The organism is Bacillus sp. D48C (assembly GCF_053345735.1).
On the sequence record NZ_JBKFAQ010000008.1, the window covers coordinates 1 to 15,479 of the forward strand.

The following is a 15,479-nucleotide window of genomic DNA, read 5'->3' on the forward strand; positions in this document are numbered from 1 at the left end:
GTTAAATATTAAGGAATATTCGGATGTGTAAAATTAAAAAAGAGCACCTTCGAACAGTGCTCTTTCTCGGAGTGAATTTAAAACATTTAAGCAGGCTCTATGAAGGTGTATTGAAAATTTGTTCAATACAAAGTATGCCACTTTATAAAAAAAGGTGATGAAAAATAAAAGAGCAGCTAGCAAAAGCTAACTGCCTAGCCCCTATATTAAAAAATGATGCTAAGTGTAAGGTTGATTCGTGACAAATGGGGCCTATGTCTATTATTAACGAAGCACTGAATTTTATTCAAGGAGGAATGAATAATGTGCACTTATTGGGAAAACGCAGTTAAAGAATTCTTTAAGAAGCAAGAACAGGAACGAAATAAAAGAGCAGCCAGCAAAAGCTAACTGCTCATATAAAAAAATCGGAGAAAGATAACAATGTATCTACAGTATTAACGGAATATTGGATTTTATTCAGGGGAGGAAGAGAAGAATGAAATACCATGAGTTATTTAATACATTAAAACCGAAACAAGTAGCAAAAAGAGAATTCCAAGAAGAGTTTTCATGTAACGATAGAATCATAGCTATTTTCTTCGATGGGGAACATTATGGTTATTTAACAGACGAGTTAGATATTGAATATGGCGTTATTGTATGCAATAACATGGTGCATGAGTCTGAGTGGAAATTAACAAAAGAATACAATGCACATTTAGAATGTATTTTTGAATAAAATAATCCTTTTAAAGCAAAGCAAACAGAATATAGTCCGGCTAGAAAACTAGAGGACACCAATTCATTAAAGCAGCAATAAAAGCTGTTTTAGGAATAGGTGTCCTTTTTATTTTGAAAAGGGAGATGGGGAAATGAAGGGGTTAAAGGATCAGTTACGTGAATGGAAAAAGCAATCGAATCAAGCTAAGAAGAAAAAGAAGAAAAAACGAAAAGAGAAATTAAGTACTCGTGACATTGAGGATTTAATGGGGATGCATAGACCTTGTTATGAGCGAAGACGTGGAGCAATAAGACAGAAGTAATCTAAAAATAAAAAGGAGTGGTCTTACATGACTAAACAATTATCTTTCTTACCAAAAATTGATAGAACAGCGACACAAGAGGAGTTAGAAGGTGTGTTGGAAAGCGTACGTATACATAGACAATTTGGGATGATGCGTAAAGAAATGAAAGTCACTCCTTCTTATGAAGTACGTGAGCATGGTCCTACACATACAGTTGGAAAACCATTAGAAGATGTTGCTATGGCAAATATTCAACAAAGTAAACGAGAAGAGTGGCTTGAAAGAATGTCAGTACGAATTGATCAGTTTTTAAATCGATTAGGGAACGGACGTGCAGGAAGCATTCAAAGAGATATTATTTATAAACGTTATTTAGAAGAAGAGGACGTATGTGATTACATGGTTTACAACGAAATAGGGATGTCAGAGCGTACTTATCGACGTTGGAAGTCTAAAGCATTTTATAAGCTTGCTTTTGCACTTGGATTAGAAGTTTATGAGACAGAAGAGACTGGAGGTAATGAATAATGAATTTTGTTCAGCCGATACGTGACCCAGAAGAAATACAGCAGCTAAAAGATTATTTTAAAGAAAAGAGCTTACGTAATTACATTCTCTTCATTATGGGAATCAATACAGGTCTGAGAATCTCGGACATTTTGAAATTGAAGGTAGGAGATGTCAAAGGTAGTCATATATCTATGAGAGAAAAGAAAACCGGGAAACAGAAACGAATACAAATTACTGCAGCATTAAAAAGAGAACTTAAATGGTTTATAGAAGAAAGAGAAGATCATGAGTATTTGTTGCAAAGTAGACAAGGGAAGAATCGTCCTATCGGTCGCAGCATGGCATATAAGATATTAAGTATAGCCGCAGCAGAGTTTGGTTTAGAGGAAATAGGAACACATACATTGAGAAAGACTTATGGGTATCACATGTACATGCAAACCAAAAATATAGCATTACTAATGGAGATATTCAATCACTCGTCAGAGAAGGTTACGTTACGTTATATAGGTGTAAATCAAGATGCAATGGATAAAGCAATGACTAGGTTTAAAATCTAAGCATTGCTTTTTCTTTTTAAATTCATACAGTTACTCATAAATTTCGTACTGTGTAACTCAAAAGAGAAAGTTAATTTAAATCAATGATATCAAGGGCTGTGGCGTATGGCTCAGTTACACACAATACAAGATATGGGTAAGTGGTTAACAATGTTATATAATGTGAGTTGGAGGGGATACAGTGAAGAACGAAAATGAAATTTCTAAAGGATTTAATAAAATGAAGAGAGATAGTTCTTTAAAAGAGTGCTTTCATGAGGATGGAAAGTGTAGTAATAAAATAATAAAAGCTCATTCAATACAAAATAATCGAATATTAAATGAAATATCTGAAAATGGAGAAGTGTTAATGATTGGGGGAGGACTGGAAAGTTCTTCGTTGTTTAATAATACTAAAATGCAGCGTATAGGAAGAAAGAGAGCTACAACTTTTACAGGATTTTGTAGCAAACATGACACTGATATATTTATTCCGATTGAGAGGAAAAATTATCAAATAGGAGATAAAGAACAAGAATTTTTGTTTGCGTATAGAGCATTAGCTAAAGAATATCATACAAAGTTTACTGTAGGAGATATGTATAGAAGGTTTCTACAGTATATTAAAACTGAGGAATATCACAAACTTAGTGATTTATTAGGAGAACAAAATTTGCTTAGTTTAGAACAAATGCAATTCATAGAAGTAGTAAGCCGAGATTATTTAATAGGGTCTAAAGAAGCAGAAGATAGATTAAACCTTTTCAAGCAAAGAATGAATGGCTTTTTAGATAATTCTAACTTTGATGAAATTATTACAGAAGTTATAGAGTTTGATGAAGAGTATCATATTGCAGTTTCTTCAATAACTTATATTGAAAGGGATTTAAATGGTCGAGTTGTAAATGCGATGGACGATTTTTCTATGCAACTTGTTCCGCTGTTTATTACAGTTTTCCCGCAAGATGGTAAAACGTATGTTTTATTAAGTTATTTTGAAAGAAATAAAAGAAAGTATAAGTTTATAAAGGAACAAATACTTACTCAAAATGTTAAAATGCAAAAAATAATAATTTCAAATTTAATAGTAGCGTATCTTGAGAATTGGACTATATCACCAATAAAATGGAACAAACTGAGTGAGAAGATGAAAAAAAGGATATATAAGAATTTTAATAAAACGGTTGTAGCGGGAGAACGATCGTTGTTGTATGACAAAAATATGAATTTGTTTATATAATTTTTGTGGCAGAGTCGTGACCGCTTTTTGGCAGTAAATGTGCCGGTTGTTTTGGAATTACCATGATATATTTGTATTGTGAGAAGTGGCGGAAAACACAGCTCATAAATTCCTTTATAAACTATATGTTGTTTAAACGGTTTCATAATGACGGCACATAAAATCCGAAACCAGCAGATGGTACTGATTGAGTGATACCGTTATTAAGGAGAGCTTTTGCTCTTCTTTGAGCTAACAACATCCTAGGTAGACAGAATCAGGAGAACCTGATAAGTTTTCCGATGGTGTCTGTCGCGGTTGTTAGCTGAGAGAAGAATAAAACTTCACATACCGGAATTAAAGTATAAATTAATAACCCATTTCAAAGCATCCATTCGGGTGCTTTTTTATTTTGGAGGAGGATGAGAGATGGAATCTATAACAGAAATAATTGCTGATTTTGAAAAAAGAATTAACGATCTACAAAGAGATAATGAAGGTTTGATTCAAACGTTAAATTGTGTTTCAGCAAGTGTAGAAGGATTAAGTCAAAAGGTTAGTATGTTAGAAAAGGGATTAGCAACGAAAGCGGATATAACTCATGTTCAAAAATTGATTAAACAATCTGAGGAGGATTCACAAAATGGCTAATAACAAACTAATTATTGAAGTGACCGCTGATACAACTGAAGCATTAGAAGAGATTAGGGAAGTAACTGAAGCTGCAAATGTATGTGCGGAAGCATTAGAGAAGTTAGAAAAGGTTATGGGTAGGCTTATAAACAAACAAGATTCTTTACTTATAGAAGTTCCAATTACTTTGAATGGTAAAACAATAGCTAAAAAAGTTAGTGATTTTACTGATATTAAAGAAAGAATTTAATCAGAGGTGATGACAAATGGAACTAACTAAACAAGAACAAGCGGTTGCAATTGGTACTTTCATTTCGATGTTGGGACAAGATCTTGTAAATGAGCGTATTGATAAACAGAAATTAGAAAGGGTACTTCCTATTTTTAATGAAATGCAAGATAATACAACGCCAAAACAAAAGAGAGAAGCTATGATTAGTTTGCTTGGTAAAGCGATGGACGAATTCTTGGAAAAGTAGCCATAAAAAAAGGAAAAGAAACTCGCTTGGGGGGCGAATTACTTTTCCTGATGGCAATGTTAACTTTATTATAACAACTTGTATTTATTTGGTAAATATATAATTGGAATATTCTTTAAAAAGAGGTGAGGATAATTGGATAGCGTTTTAAAAGGTAAGATTGCTGCACTTGGTCTTATGTCTATTGATAAGAAAGCATATATCAAATACCTTAAACCACTTGAAAAAGCGCACAAAAAGTCTGGAATAGATGTTAAGTATTACAAGCTATATGGCGGGAAGCCTATGTTTTATTCTGTGGAATACCTAGAACAAACATCAATAAAAGATTTATTGGAAAAAGATAAATGGAGAAAGGATTTAAATGTAAAGGATGAGATAGATGTGTGAGGTTCGTAATGAGATTAACTATTATCATACTTCTAAATGTTTAGTGTGCGGTCATCAGGATAGAGTTAATTATCCTTCTAAAGAGGCGTATCAAGAAGTAACTGTTTGTCCTAAATGTAACGGTGCTTTTGTAGATATGTGGAAGTTAGAGAAGTACAAACAACATATCAATCAACATAAAGAATGTGAACATAAATATCGATTGATGGATAGTAAAACAACACAGATACAAGCTGATAACAAACAAGTATCTATCCATATCTTGGGGAGTTTCTATTGCGAGAAATGTCTTGATATTCAATTCCGTGGAAAGATTGAGGAAGGAGAAAAGAAAAGATGCAATTAACTAAACTCGAGAAGGCTGTTGCTCTTAGTATTATTTTTAATGCCATTGATAATAAAGAGTTGAGTGGACATGTAAGCAAGGAAAAGATATCAGAAGTAGTTGAAGTGTTTGTAGAGTTAAAAGAAGATACAACACCAGAGGAAGAAAAGGATACTCATATAAATGTAATCAATAAACTAATTGATTGTTTATTAAATGATAGCGACTTATACAATATAATTGGTGTAAATGAAGCTGCTTCTATTCTTAATGTATCACCTGGTCATGTTAAGAACCTTTGTGCTCAAGAAAAGATTGTGGCAAAGAAGATTGGCAATACATGGGTGATTGATAGATCAGGGTTGAGAGGTGAGGATAGATGATTAAGTTCAATAGTATTGATGATATACAAATAGATAAAGAGTGGCAAAGAAGAGAAGGTATAAGGAAGTTAGAACTAACGTTAACAGAAGAAGGAGACGTTGGTGCGGTATCAATTGAGCGATATCCTTTTGCGTGTAAATGGAGTAATGAAGATGAGAAACAATGAACGAATATAAAACCAAACAACAGAAGCGTAAGTTCTATGACAGTGGTGAGTGGAAGAGTATACGAGAACAAGTAAAGAAGAGAGACAACTATGAATGCCAAGAGTGTAAGCGCAATGGTAGTGTTCGTGTGGACACCAATGAATACAGTGAGAGTGCAAAGCGTAAGAAGATTCAGCTCGTTGTCCATCATATAAAAGAATTAGAATATCATCCAGAACTTGCATTAGAAATAGATAATTTAGAAACAGTATGTGTGGATTGCCATAATAAAGAGCACGGTAGAACATTCAAAAAGAAACCGAACAAATGGGAAAACGATGAAAAGTGGTAAAAATGATTCGATAATAACACCCCCCCTTAAAATATTTCACCAAAAATTGCTCTAAGGGGCACCGGAGGAGGGGGTCGATTTTTCAAATTTATAAGCAAATTCGCGCGTTATATCAAATTGGAAAACGATGTAAATCAGAAGGGAGGGATATTGTGGCTAGAGTGAAGCGTGAAACAATGAGAAAAAGGATTGAAAAGGATCTAACAAACCAATTAAAAGAAAAGAATATTGTAGGTAATCATTATACTGACTTAATTCAAGACTATTTATCGTTGTGGGATTTAAAGTGTGTTCTTGTTGATGATATTGAAGAAACAGGAATAAAAGTATCTGGCATGCATGGTCCGAAATCCAATCCTTCTATTAATGATTTACATAAAACAAATGATCGGATGATAAAGATTTTAGATGCACTTGGATTAGAAGCATCGGCAGAAGAAAAGAAAGTTCCTTCAAAACCTGTGCGCTCTATTAAAGATTTAACATGATTCAAAATAAATATGTCACTGAATATATTGAAATGTATCGCGCAGGGAAAATTAAGCTGAATAAAGAGCGCATAATGCTAATTGAGTACCTGGAGAAATACATCTTAATACGCGATGATTTGTATTTCGATAATGAAATGCATGAGGACTATATAAAATTCACCGAGAAATGGTACTTTGAATTGCAAGCATTCCAAAAGTTCCTAACAGCATTTGTTTTTCTTTTCTATAAAGAAGATGATTCTGTTTTTTATGAGCAATTTTTAATTATGATGGCTCGTGGTGGTGGTAAAAATGGTTTAATTTCATCACTATGCCATTTCTTTATTAGTCCGCTGCACGGAATAGATCGATACAATGTTTCAATTGTGGCGAACAACGAGAAACAAGCTAAAGTTTCTTTTCGTGAAGTCTATGATGCTATTAAAGGAAAAGAAATACTAGAGGATATGTTTTATCGAACTAAGGTAGAGATACTGAGTAACGATACGCAAAGCATTATGCAATATCATACATCTAATGCTGGTTCTAAGGATGGACTTCGTGACGGTTGTGTTATTTACGATGAAATACATCGATATGAAAACTTTGATGTAGTAAATGTATTCTCTAGTGGACTTGGAAAAGTACCAAATGCTAGAGAATTTTTTATTGGTACAGATGGCTTTGTTCGCGACGGATTCCTGGACAAAACAAAAGAGCGAGCGATGAACATTCTAAAGGGAAAAGATTTAGAAGATCCATTATTTCCTTTCATTTGCAAGATAGATAATCCAGAAGAAATTGATAATCCTGATGTATGGGAGAAAGCGAATCCAATGTTTAGTGAGCCGAGAAGTTCTTATGCTAAACAATTATTTAAAAAAGTATTAACTCAATATAAACAATTAGAAAATAATCCTTCAAACCGTGAAGAATTCATAACAAAACGTATGAATTACCCTGAAACAGATTTAACAAAGTCTGTAGCTTCATGGGAAGAAATCATGCGTACTGGTTTTGAAGAAGATGGAGAAACGCTCAGAGAAGTTCCAGATTTAAAACATAAAGTAGCTGTAGGCGGTCTCGACTTTGCTAGCATTAAAGACTTCGCGGCAGTCGGCTTGCTATTTAAACATGGTGAAGATTATATATGGAAAGGTCATTCTTTTGTACGTAAAGGATTCTTGGATAAGGTGAAACTGAAAGCGCCTATTTATGAATGGGCTGAAAAGGGTTTGTTAACTATTGTGGATGAACCTGTAATTAATATCTCTCACATTGTAGATTGGTTTGTGAAAATGCGTGAGATATACGGTGTTAATACGATTGTGGCCGATACATTCCGTCTTGATCTTGTTAAAACGGCACTTGAAGCTGAAGGATTTATATTGTTGTATATTCGTAACCCAAAAGCGATACATTCTCTTTTAGCTCCAAGAGTTGAAACGTTATTTGCAAACAATCGTATCATTTTTGGAGATAATCCATTAATGCGTTGGTACACCAACAACGTCTACGTCCACATAAAAAAAGACGGCAACAAAGAATATTTGAAAAAAGATGAATTTAAGCGCAAAACGGATGGATTCCAAGCTTTTATTCATGCATTATGGCAAGCAGATAACATTCTTGTGGATGAATTCGACTTTATGCTAGATGGTATTAAATTCTAATAAAAGGGGGTGATAACCATTGGTTGGTTAGGAGCAGTATTCAAAAGAAATAGTGAAGTAGGGTTTATGTTTGATGTGGAAATGTTTATTGAAAAAGCAAACAGGGTTCACATGAAAAGATTAGCAATTGATACCTGTATATCCTTTTTAGGTAGAACGATTAGTCAGTCAGAATTTAGAGTGAAAAACGGTGAAGAATTTGAAAAGGATGAGCTTTACTACCGATTAAATGTTAGGCCTAATAAGAATATGACAGCAAGTACCTTTTGGGAGAGTTTCATTTACAAACTTATTTATGATAATGAAGCTTTGATTATTCAAGCGGATGATGGTGATCTACTTATTGCTGATGACTTTGAACATAACGAATATGCTGTATTTGAAGATACTTTTACAAATGTCACTGTAAAAGATTATCAGTTTAAGAGAAGTTTTAAACAAAGTGAAGTCATTCATTTAAGATACAGGAATGATAAGTTATCACCTCTTATCGATGGTTTGTTTGCTGATTATGGTGATTTATTCGGTAGAATATTAAGTTCTCAAAAACGTAAGAATCAAATTCGCGGAACAGTTGATATGGACATGCTCGCTGCAAAGAGTGAAAAACATCAAGCCAAACTTCAAGAATTCATTGATAACATGTATAAAGCAATTGGAGAAAAAGACGTTGCTATCATTCCGCAACAACCAGGTTTTAAATATGCTGAAACGTCAGGTGGAGCAAATTCTGGGCAGAGTGTGGAGGAAATTAATAAGGTAACAAATGGATTCTTAAATCAAGTAGCAATGGCTTTTGGTATTCCAACTGCTTTGATATATGGCGAAATGGCTGATGTTGAGAAGCAAACGAAAAATTATATGCTTTTTACAGTGAAACCTTTATTAAAAAAGATGTGTGATGAAGCAAACGTTAAATTTTTTGAAGAAGAAGAGTATCTTTCAGGTCAAAAAATTGAAATTAAAGCTGTTTCTTATCAAAGTATATTTGATCTTGCGACAAGCATTGATAAGCTCATTTCTTCAAGTGCATTTACAGGGAATGAGATTCGATTAGAAGTAGGATATGAAGTTTCTGATGATCCTAACTTAAATACACATCATATTACGAAAAACTATACGAAATTAACTGAATCTGAAGGAGGTGAGAATACAAATGACGGTGAAAATTGACGTTAAAGGGCCAATTATTTCAAATGATGAAGCTTGGATTTATGATTGGTTTGAAATGGATGCGACAAGCCCAGGTAAGATTACAAAACAACTTGATAATGCAAATAGTGAGGATTTAATTGTGTCAATCAATAGTCCTGGTGGTTATGTAGATGAGGGTTCGGAAATTTACACAGCTTTAAAAAATTATCCTGGTCATGTAGAAGTTCAAATTGTTGGCTTAGCAGCAAGTGCAGCTTCTGTAATTGCGATGGCAGGTGATAAAGTTCGCATTTCTCCAACAGCAAAAATCATGATTCACAACGCTGCTAAATGGCATGGTGGAGATCATCGTGACATGGAAAAGGCAGCCGAGATGTTAAAAATAACAGATCGAGCAATTGTAAATGCCTATGTCATTAAAAGTGGTAAATCTGAGGAAGAACTACTTAACATGATGGCTGAAGAAACTTGGATGGGTCCGCAGCAAGCGTTAGAAAACAATTTTGCGGATGAAATCATGTTTATGGAAAATCCAGTTAAAACGACAGCTTCAACGGCTACTGCTGCCATGCTTCCGCAGAAAGTAATCGATGGCTTTAGAAATGGAACTATGAACAAAGGCCAAGGAATCACAAAAGAAGATTTAAATGCAGCATTATCAGGATTAAAAAATGAAATCCTGAATGATTTACAAAACAATATAGAAGAACAACCAAAGGAGCCAAATCCTAAAGCTGTAAAAAACAGTGGGATTAAAGGGCTCCTTTTAAAATTATAAAAAAACGGAGGAAATACACAATGGTTATTAAATTTAATAAATCTGAAACATTTAATAAAGCGAAAGCGAAATTAACGGATGCCTTAACTAATGCAGAAAGTACAGAACAAGAACAAACGGCAGCATTTGAAGGTTTCTTTGATGCAATGCAAACGGATGTAATTAATACAGTCCGTAATCAAGTAAATGATGAAATGTTAGATCGTTCTATTCTTCAACAACGCGGTCAAAATGTATTAACTGCATCAGAAACAAAATTCTTCAATGCTGTTGTACAAGATGGTGGTTTTAAGGATGGATCAATTTTGCCAGTAACTACACAAGAACGTGTATTTGAGGATTTAGTTAAAGAACATCCATTACTTGATGCTTTAGGGTTACAAGATCTAGGAGCAGTTACAAAGTTCATTTATTCTGATGCAACAAAAGCATATGCATGGGGCGAATTATTTGGGGAAATTCGAGGACAAGTAAATGCAGCGTTCCGAGAAGAAAAAATTGGTCAACTTAAATTAACTGCATTCGCAGCTATTCCAAATGATATGTTAGATCTTGGCCCTGAATGGGTTGAACGTTATGTTCGAACTCTATTAGTAGAATCTTATTCAGTAGGTTTAGAGTTTGGCTTTGTAAATGGTGGCGGATCAGTAGCACATCAACCTGTAGGTTTAATGAAAGATGTAAATGCAACTACAGGCGCGGTTACTGATAAGAAATCATCCGGTACATTAACATTTGCTCCTTCTCAATTTGGTGAAGTTGTTGCTGGAGAATTATATGAAGTAGTAAAAGCTTTATCAACTGATGCAAAAGGAAAATCACGAAAAGTCCTAAATAACATCGTAATGGTTGTAAATCCTGTAGATTCAATTGGTGTACAAGCTCGCAATACAATTCAAACCTCAACAGGTCAATGGGTAATGGCATTACCTTATAACATTCAAACTGTAGAATCTGAAGAAGTGCCAGTTGGTAAAGCATTATTCTTTGTAAAAGGTCAATATCTTGCGGCAATTGCTGGTGGATATAAGCTTAAAAAGTTTGACCAAACTTTAGCGATTGAAGATGCTACGCTTTATACAATTAAACAATTTGCTAATGGTAAACCAAAAGATAATAAAGCGGCACTTGTGTATGATTTAAAGATTTCATTTGTTCCTAAAACTCCAGCAAGCTAAGGATGATGTGAATGGGTACAGTAATTTCGAATGAAATATTACAGCAATTCAAAGATAGGATGCACTTAGGGGATGAGGAAGATGATAACCTAAAACGCATCCTTTCTACGTCTAATAAGGCATTACTTAGGGTTTGTGGGAATTATGATTTAAGTAAAGACGAGGAGTTCAAAGAATTAGTCTTTGAACGTTCTCGTTATGTTTATAACGATGCATTAGAGTATTTTGACAAGAATTTTTTAAGTCAGATTAATAGTTTAGGTGTCGATAAAGCTTTAGAAGAAATTAAATTGGACGGTGATTAATATGCGTCCTTTTCAGTATAAAAAACCATTAAATACAGGTGATTTCAGGAATCGAATCAGCATTGAACAACCTGTAGTAATAAAAGATGAATTAAACCAAGTAATTGAAACATCTTGGCAAGAATTAAAGAAAGCCTGGTCAATGATAAAAACGGTGAAAGGTTCTGAGTACATTGAAGCTTCAGCTTCCCAAGCTACACGGATTTATCGTTTTGTGATTCCTTTTACTTCTGATATTACAGAAGAAATGAGAATCAATATGAAAGGTCGTATCTTTGATATTATCGAACCGCCAATGAATGATGATGAAATGTATCAAACATTGACTATTATCGCAAAGGAGCATGTTTAATATGAACGATTTTGCGAGCGAACTTGCTAGAGAATTGCAAAGATATGCAAATGTTGTGGAAGAAGAATTACTGACAGCACAAGAAGAAGTTGCTGATGTTGCTGTAGAAAAATTAAAGCAAGGTAGTCCTAAAAAAACAGGGGCATATCGTAAAGGATGGCGTAAGAAAAAAGAAGGTAATGGTGTTGTCGTCCACAATTCACAAGGACAATTAACGCATCTTTTAGAAAATGGACATGCGAAAGTCGGGGGTGGGCGTGTTCCCGCTCAAGTGCATATTCGTCCGGTTGAAGAGTATGTAATTAATGAATTGCCAAGACGTATCGAGAGGGCGGTTCAAGAATGACATTAGGTGAATTAACAAAAATCCTTGAAGCTACAGGTTATCCTGTGGCTTATTCGCATTTCACAGCAACGCCAGGTAATCCTGTACCAAGTCCTCCGTATATATGTTTTCTTGCTGATGGATCAGCAAACCTAATGGCAGATAACAAAGTGTATCACAAAATAAATGATGTAAATATTGAGCTCTACACAACTAAAAAAAAATTAGTTGTAGAAGCCAAACTTGAAAAAGTTCTAGACGATCATGAGATTCCTTATGACTCACCGATTGAAGGAATTATTGAATCTGAAAATATGTATCAGAAAATATATGAAATGAGGTTGATATAAATGCTTAAAGAAAATAAAGTTACGTTTGGTTTAAAGAATGTACATTATGTCCCATTTGATACTCAAGATTTTTTAGTAAAGTTTGCGACACCGATTCCGTTGCCTGGTGGGGTTGAACTAACATTTGAGCCGCGTGGTGATTTAATTGAATTCTATGCAGATGACATGCTTTATTACGCAGCAAGTAATAACCAAGGTTACGACGGAACATTGAACATCGCTACTATTCCAGAACAATTTGCTATCGATGCATTAGGGGAGCAATTAGATGAAGTAGACGGAGTATTAAATGAGTTAGCTGATGCTAAAGGGAAACCATTTGCATTACTATTTGAATTCGATGGCGATGTAAACGCGACTCGACATGTTATGTATAACTGTGCAGCAAGCCGTCCAACAATTGCATCTAAAACAAAAACAAATTCAGCTGAACCAAATACAAATGAACTGAAGTTTGTTTCTAGTCCAATCGTTTTAGCTCCTGGTGGAAGACCTATGGTTAAAACAAAAACAACATCTAAAACAACTCAAGCGATTTATGATAATTGGTACAAAGAAGTGTACGTTAAAAAAACAGCAGCACCAAAAGGAGCGTAATAGTAAATGGAAAAGACAATTACAGTAGATGGTCAAGACATTCGTTTAAAAAGTACAGGAGGGACACCAGTCCGATTTAAAGCGCAATTTGGAAAGGATTATTTCGCACAACTTCTTAAGTTAGCGCCACTTGGGAAAATTGATATGGAGAATCTAGATCCAAGTAAGTTAGATAATGTGGATTTTGAAGTGTTTTATAATCTCGTTTGGACTATGGCGAAAACGGCTGATCCAAAGATACCAGAGCCGATGGTATGGTTAGATTCATTTGATGAATTTCCAATCATAGAAATCTTAGAAGATATTCAAGATATGATAGCTTCCACAATTCAATCTAAAAAAAAGTTGTAGAAAGCAATAATAATAGTCAACAAGGAGCGAATCAGGGTGATGTATTCACCACTGAGACGTTCCTTGTTTTGTGTTATAAATGCAAACTTACAAAAGCGGATTTAGAAGATATGACAATTGGTATGTGCCTTGATTATATCGATGAATATTTAGAAATGCAGAAGCCACCACAAGAAAAAACACGGAAAGCAACGCAAGCAGACTTTAATAGTTTCTAAAGAAGAGAGGTGAGAAAATGGCAGGGAAAATTAAAGGAATTACGATAGAAATTGGTGGGAATACAGAGCCGTTACAAAATGCTTTAAAAGATGTAAATAAACGAAGTAATGATTTAACCAAAGAATTAAAAGATGTTGAACGTCTTTTGAAATTTAATCCAGGTAATGTTGAAGCATTGGCACAAAAACAACAATTACTTACACAAGCAATTGAAAATACAACACAAAAGCTAGATAAATTGAAGGCAGCAGAACAACAGGTACAAGCTCAGTTTCAAAACGGAAAGATTTCTGAAGAACAATATCGTGCGTTTAGGCGTGAAATTGAATTTACAGAAGGGTCACTTAATGGTCTGAAAAATAAGCTTGGAAATATGAAGGCTGAACAAGACAGCGTAGCAAGTTCAACAAGGCAATTGGAAACATTATTTAGAGCTACAGGTAAAAGTGTTGATGATTTTGCAGGAGCGTTAGGAAATCGTCTTGTGAATGCAATTAAAAGTGGTACGGCTACCAGTAGGCAGTTAGATCAAGCGATTGGTCTTATTGGCCGTGAAGCATTGGGAACGGAAGCTGATATTGAAAAGTTACAACGTGCGCTTCGTTCTGTAGATGATGGTAATTCAATACAACAAGTTAGAAATGATTTAAGGGACCTATCACGAGAAGCTGAAAGAGCAGGTAAAAGCTTCAAAGAGTTAGATATCGGTTTAGAAAATATGTTAGGCGGAGCAATGGCGGCTGGTGGTATCTCAGGTGTAATTGAAAAAGCGCTTGATACATCGAAATTAAAAACAAAAATCGATGTGACTTTTGAAGTCCCGGCATCATCTAAGAAATCAGTTGAACAAGCGGTTCGAGGAATCGAAGCATACGGTGTAGATGTGGAAGAAGCACTTGAGGGGACACGTAGACAATGGGCTTTAAATAAAGATGTTGGTGATGAAGCAAATGCATCAGTTGTGAAGGGAGCAGCAGCAATCTCTCAATCCTATTCAGGGATAGATTTTACCGAATTAATTCAAGAGGTTAATGAAATAGGCAATGAATTAGGTACTACACAAGATGATGCTCTTGGATTAACCAATGCTTTATTGAAAATGGGGTTTCCTCCTGAACAATTAGATATTATCGCTGAGTATGGCGGGCAATTAACACGGGCCGGATACAATGCGAGGGAAGTCCAAGCAATTATGGAAGCTGGAGTTGAAACAGGAACCTGGAATTAGATTATAGTTCCCTTGTATGGCGACATATAATGAAAAACTCCTTTAATTCAGTGGAACTCTCAAATGAGACAATACTGAGCGAAGCCTTTTTATTAAGGAACGTGCAACGACTAGTCGAAAGACGTAGGGTGTAAGCAAATGACACTCGAAACGGGGAGCAACTCAAGTAGTTGAAGATATAGTCTAATCTATGCGGTGACGTATAGCAGTTCATAAGAGAACGGGCGTGACGTTGCGAATCATGCTGAATATAAATGATCGATAATCTCTTAGATGGTTTGAAAGAAGGGCGCATTAAAGCGGCTGAATTTGGTCAAGGCGTCGATAAGTCCATGAAAGAAGCACTTGAAGGCACAAAGATTTCAGCCGATCAGTTAGAAAAATGGGGTAAATCTGTTGCTAAAGGCGGTAAAGAAGGTTCGGCAGCAATGACAGAGATTGCTAAAGCTTTGGTTAATATTGAAGATGAAACAAAACGAAACGAGATTGGCGTTAAACTTTTCGGTAGATGATA

General features: G+C 34.8%; 26 protein-coding genes and 1 pseudogene. All 27 read left to right on the plus strand.

The features are described 5' to 3' along the window. Positions 1–478 precede the first annotated feature (478 nt). A complete protein-coding gene (locus ACLBXA_RS18900) occupies positions 479–721 on the plus strand; it encodes a hypothetical protein (protein ID WP_447617386.1) in 243 nt (80 codons plus the stop codon). A gap of 133 nt (positions 722–854) precedes the next feature. Further along, positions 855–1,025 (plus strand): hypothetical protein, encoded by a 171-nt coding sequence (locus ACLBXA_RS18905; protein WP_000677279.1) that lies wholly within the window; start codon positions 855–857, stop codon positions 1,023–1,025. Positions 1,026–1,052: 27 nt separating this feature from the next. Further along, the gene (locus ACLBXA_RS18910) at positions 1,053–1,535 is read left to right on the plus strand and encodes an ArpU family phage packaging/lysis transcriptional regulator (protein ID WP_000166190.1); all 483 of its coding nucleotides are present in this window, start codon (positions 1,053–1,055) and stop codon (positions 1,533–1,535) included. Beyond that, a complete protein-coding gene (locus ACLBXA_RS18915; protein WP_444992528.1) occupies positions 1,535–2,077 on the plus strand; it encodes a site-specific integrase in 543 nt (180 codons plus the stop codon). Before ACLBXA_RS18910 ends, ACLBXA_RS18915 begins: the two co-directional genes overlap by 1 nt. A gap of 181 nt (positions 2,078–2,258) precedes the next feature. Further along, entirely contained in the window at positions 2,259–3,296 is a 1,038-nt protein-coding gene (locus tag ACLBXA_RS18920) for a hypothetical protein (RefSeq protein ID WP_447617387.1), read from the plus strand. A gap of 408 nt (positions 3,297–3,704) precedes the next feature. Further along, complete coding sequence (locus ACLBXA_RS18925; protein ID WP_447617388.1) at positions 3,705–3,926, plus strand: hypothetical protein; 222 nt, start codon at positions 3,705–3,707, stop codon at positions 3,924–3,926. Then, positions 3,919–4,158: a hypothetical protein gene (locus ACLBXA_RS18930; RefSeq protein WP_447617389.1), complete on the plus strand. Its 240-nt coding sequence runs from the start codon at positions 3,919–3,921 to the stop codon at positions 4,156–4,158. The genes ACLBXA_RS18925 and ACLBXA_RS18930 overlap by 8 nt, the downstream gene beginning before the upstream one ends. Before the next feature lie 16 nt (positions 4,159–4,174). After that, the gene (locus ACLBXA_RS18935) at positions 4,175–4,387 is read left to right on the plus strand and encodes a hypothetical protein (RefSeq protein WP_447617391.1); all 213 of its coding nucleotides are present in this window, start codon (positions 4,175–4,177) and stop codon (positions 4,385–4,387) included. Positions 4,388–4,522: 135 nt separating this feature from the next. Beyond that, positions 4,523–4,777, plus strand: a complete 255-nt coding sequence (locus tag ACLBXA_RS18940; protein WP_447617392.1) for a hydrolase — start codon at positions 4,523–4,525, stop codon at positions 4,775–4,777. Continuing rightward, the gene (locus ACLBXA_RS18945; RefSeq protein WP_447617393.1) at positions 4,770–5,123 is read left to right on the plus strand and encodes a hypothetical protein; all 354 of its coding nucleotides are present in this window, start codon (positions 4,770–4,772) and stop codon (positions 5,121–5,123) included. Before ACLBXA_RS18940 ends, ACLBXA_RS18945 begins: the two co-directional genes overlap by 8 nt. A 179-nt stretch (positions 5,124–5,302) precedes the next feature. Next, on the plus strand, positions 5,303–5,485 hold the full coding sequence (locus tag ACLBXA_RS18950; RefSeq protein WP_447617424.1) for a helix-turn-helix domain-containing protein: 183 nt from the start codon (positions 5,303–5,305) through the stop codon (positions 5,483–5,485). After that, positions 5,482–5,652 carry a hypothetical protein gene (locus ACLBXA_RS18955; RefSeq protein WP_447617394.1) on the plus strand — a complete coding sequence of 57 codons (171 nt, stop codon included), beginning with the start codon at positions 5,482–5,484 and terminating at the stop codon, positions 5,650–5,652. Before ACLBXA_RS18950 ends, ACLBXA_RS18955 begins: the two co-directional genes overlap by 4 nt. Then, positions 5,649–5,984 carry an HNH endonuclease gene (locus ACLBXA_RS18960; RefSeq protein WP_447617395.1) on the plus strand — a complete coding sequence of 112 codons (336 nt, stop codon included), beginning with the start codon at positions 5,649–5,651 and terminating at the stop codon, positions 5,982–5,984. Before ACLBXA_RS18955 ends, ACLBXA_RS18960 begins: the two co-directional genes overlap by 4 nt. A 152-nt stretch (positions 5,985–6,136) precedes the next feature. Continuing rightward, a complete protein-coding gene (locus ACLBXA_RS18965; RefSeq protein ID WP_447617396.1) occupies positions 6,137–6,472 on the plus strand; it encodes a P27 family phage terminase small subunit in 336 nt (111 codons plus the stop codon). Continuing rightward, positions 6,469–8,127: a terminase TerL endonuclease subunit gene (locus ACLBXA_RS18970; protein WP_050822074.1), complete on the plus strand. Its 1,659-nt coding sequence runs from the start codon at positions 6,469–6,471 to the stop codon at positions 8,125–8,127. The genes ACLBXA_RS18965 and ACLBXA_RS18970 overlap by 4 nt, the downstream gene beginning before the upstream one ends. A gap of 9 nt (positions 8,128–8,136) precedes the next feature. Next, the gene (locus ACLBXA_RS18975) at positions 8,137–9,300 is read left to right on the plus strand and encodes a phage portal protein (RefSeq protein ID WP_423190611.1); all 1,164 of its coding nucleotides are present in this window, start codon (positions 8,137–8,139) and stop codon (positions 9,298–9,300) included. Next, a complete protein-coding gene (locus ACLBXA_RS18980; RefSeq protein WP_050822073.1) occupies positions 9,284–10,060 on the plus strand; it encodes a head maturation protease, ClpP-related in 777 nt (258 codons plus the stop codon). Before ACLBXA_RS18975 ends, ACLBXA_RS18980 begins: the two co-directional genes overlap by 17 nt. A 20-nt stretch (positions 10,061–10,080) precedes the next feature. Next, positions 10,081–11,238: a phage major capsid protein gene (locus ACLBXA_RS18985; protein WP_447617397.1), complete on the plus strand. Its 1,158-nt coding sequence runs from the start codon at positions 10,081–10,083 to the stop codon at positions 11,236–11,238. An 11-nt stretch (positions 11,239–11,249) separates the two neighbouring features. Beyond that, a complete protein-coding gene (locus ACLBXA_RS18990) occupies positions 11,250–11,543 on the plus strand; it encodes a hypothetical protein (protein WP_447617398.1) in 294 nt (97 codons plus the stop codon). 1 nt (position 11,544) lies between these two features. Continuing rightward, positions 11,545–11,895 carry a phage head closure protein gene (locus tag ACLBXA_RS18995; protein WP_447617399.1) on the plus strand — a complete coding sequence of 117 codons (351 nt, stop codon included), beginning with the start codon at positions 11,545–11,547 and terminating at the stop codon, positions 11,893–11,895. A gap of 1 nt (position 11,896) precedes the next feature. Then, entirely contained in the window at positions 11,897–12,241 is a 345-nt protein-coding gene (locus ACLBXA_RS19000; RefSeq protein WP_149215858.1) for an HK97 gp10 family phage protein, read from the plus strand. Continuing rightward, positions 12,238–12,570, plus strand: coding sequence for a hypothetical protein (locus tag ACLBXA_RS19005; protein WP_447617400.1), 333 nt, complete (start codon positions 12,238–12,240; stop codon positions 12,568–12,570). Before ACLBXA_RS19000 ends, ACLBXA_RS19005 begins: the two co-directional genes overlap by 4 nt. Further along, entirely contained in the window at positions 12,571–13,167 is a 597-nt protein-coding gene (locus tag ACLBXA_RS19010; protein WP_447617401.1) for a major tail protein, read from the plus strand. A 6-nt stretch (positions 13,168–13,173) separates the two neighbouring features. Beyond that, entirely contained in the window at positions 13,174–13,518 is a 345-nt protein-coding gene (locus ACLBXA_RS19015; RefSeq protein WP_000415939.1) for a hypothetical protein, read from the plus strand. Positions 13,519–13,586: 68 nt separating this feature from the next. Further along, on the plus strand, positions 13,587–13,736 hold the full coding sequence (locus ACLBXA_RS19020; protein WP_000338227.1) for a hypothetical protein: 150 nt from the start codon (positions 13,587–13,589) through the stop codon (positions 13,734–13,736). A gap of 17 nt (positions 13,737–13,753) precedes the next feature. After that, a pseudogene (locus tag ACLBXA_RS19025) lies at positions 13,754–14,962 on the plus strand (hypothetical protein); the annotation flags it as partial. Between the two features lie 257 nt (positions 14,963–15,219). Then, positions 15,220–15,477 (plus strand): hypothetical protein, encoded by a 258-nt coding sequence (locus ACLBXA_RS19030; protein ID WP_136999988.1) that lies wholly within the window; start codon positions 15,220–15,222, stop codon positions 15,475–15,477. Positions 15,478–15,479: the final 2 nt, after the last annotated feature.

Coding starts and splice junctions, on each gene's coding strand:
- ACLBXA_RS18905 (WP_000677279.1), top strand. CDS start 855: ATGAAGGGGTTAAAGGATCAGTTACGTGAATGGAAAAAGCAATCGAAT.
- ACLBXA_RS18930 (WP_447617389.1), top strand. CDS start 3,919: ATGGCTAATAACAAACTAATTATTGAAGTGACCGCTGATACAACTGAA.
- ACLBXA_RS18900 (WP_447617386.1), top strand. CDS start 479: ATGAAATACCATGAGTTATTTAATACATTAAAACCGAAACAAGTAGCA.
- ACLBXA_RS18990 (WP_447617398.1), top strand. CDS start 11,250: ATGGGTACAGTAATTTCGAATGAAATATTACAGCAATTCAAAGATAGG.
- ACLBXA_RS18935 (WP_447617391.1), top strand. CDS start 4,175: ATGGAACTAACTAAACAAGAACAAGCGGTTGCAATTGGTACTTTCATT.
- ACLBXA_RS19030 (WP_136999988.1), top strand. CDS start 15,220: ATGATCGATAATCTCTTAGATGGTTTGAAAGAAGGGCGCATTAAAGCG.
- ACLBXA_RS18955 (WP_447617394.1), top strand. CDS start 5,482: ATGATTAAGTTCAATAGTATTGATGATATACAAATAGATAAAGAGTGG.
- ACLBXA_RS19010 (WP_447617401.1), top strand. CDS start 12,571: ATGCTTAAAGAAAATAAAGTTACGTTTGGTTTAAAGAATGTACATTAT.
- ACLBXA_RS18980 (WP_050822073.1), top strand. CDS start 9,284: ATGACGGTGAAAATTGACGTTAAAGGGCCAATTATTTCAAATGATGAA.
- ACLBXA_RS19005 (WP_447617400.1), top strand. CDS start 12,238: ATGACATTAGGTGAATTAACAAAAATCCTTGAAGCTACAGGTTATCCT.
- ACLBXA_RS18985 (WP_447617397.1), top strand. CDS start 10,081: ATGGTTATTAAATTTAATAAATCTGAAACATTTAATAAAGCGAAAGCG.
- ACLBXA_RS18915 (WP_444992528.1), top strand. CDS start 1,535: ATGAATTTTGTTCAGCCGATACGTGACCCAGAAGAAATACAGCAGCTA.
- ACLBXA_RS18910 (WP_000166190.1), top strand. CDS start 1,053: ATGACTAAACAATTATCTTTCTTACCAAAAATTGATAGAACAGCGACA.
- ACLBXA_RS19000 (WP_149215858.1), top strand. CDS start 11,897: ATGAACGATTTTGCGAGCGAACTTGCTAGAGAATTGCAAAGATATGCA.
- ACLBXA_RS18995 (WP_447617399.1), top strand. CDS start 11,545: ATGCGTCCTTTTCAGTATAAAAAACCATTAAATACAGGTGATTTCAGG.
- ACLBXA_RS18960 (WP_447617395.1), top strand. CDS start 5,649: ATGAACGAATATAAAACCAAACAACAGAAGCGTAAGTTCTATGACAGT.
- ACLBXA_RS18925 (WP_447617388.1), top strand. CDS start 3,705: ATGGAATCTATAACAGAAATAATTGCTGATTTTGAAAAAAGAATTAAC.
- ACLBXA_RS19015 (WP_000415939.1), top strand. CDS start 13,174: ATGGAAAAGACAATTACAGTAGATGGTCAAGACATTCGTTTAAAAAGT.
- ACLBXA_RS18970 (WP_050822074.1), top strand. CDS start 6,469: ATGATTCAAAATAAATATGTCACTGAATATATTGAAATGTATCGCGCA.
- ACLBXA_RS18945 (WP_447617393.1), top strand. CDS start 4,770: ATGTGTGAGGTTCGTAATGAGATTAACTATTATCATACTTCTAAATGT.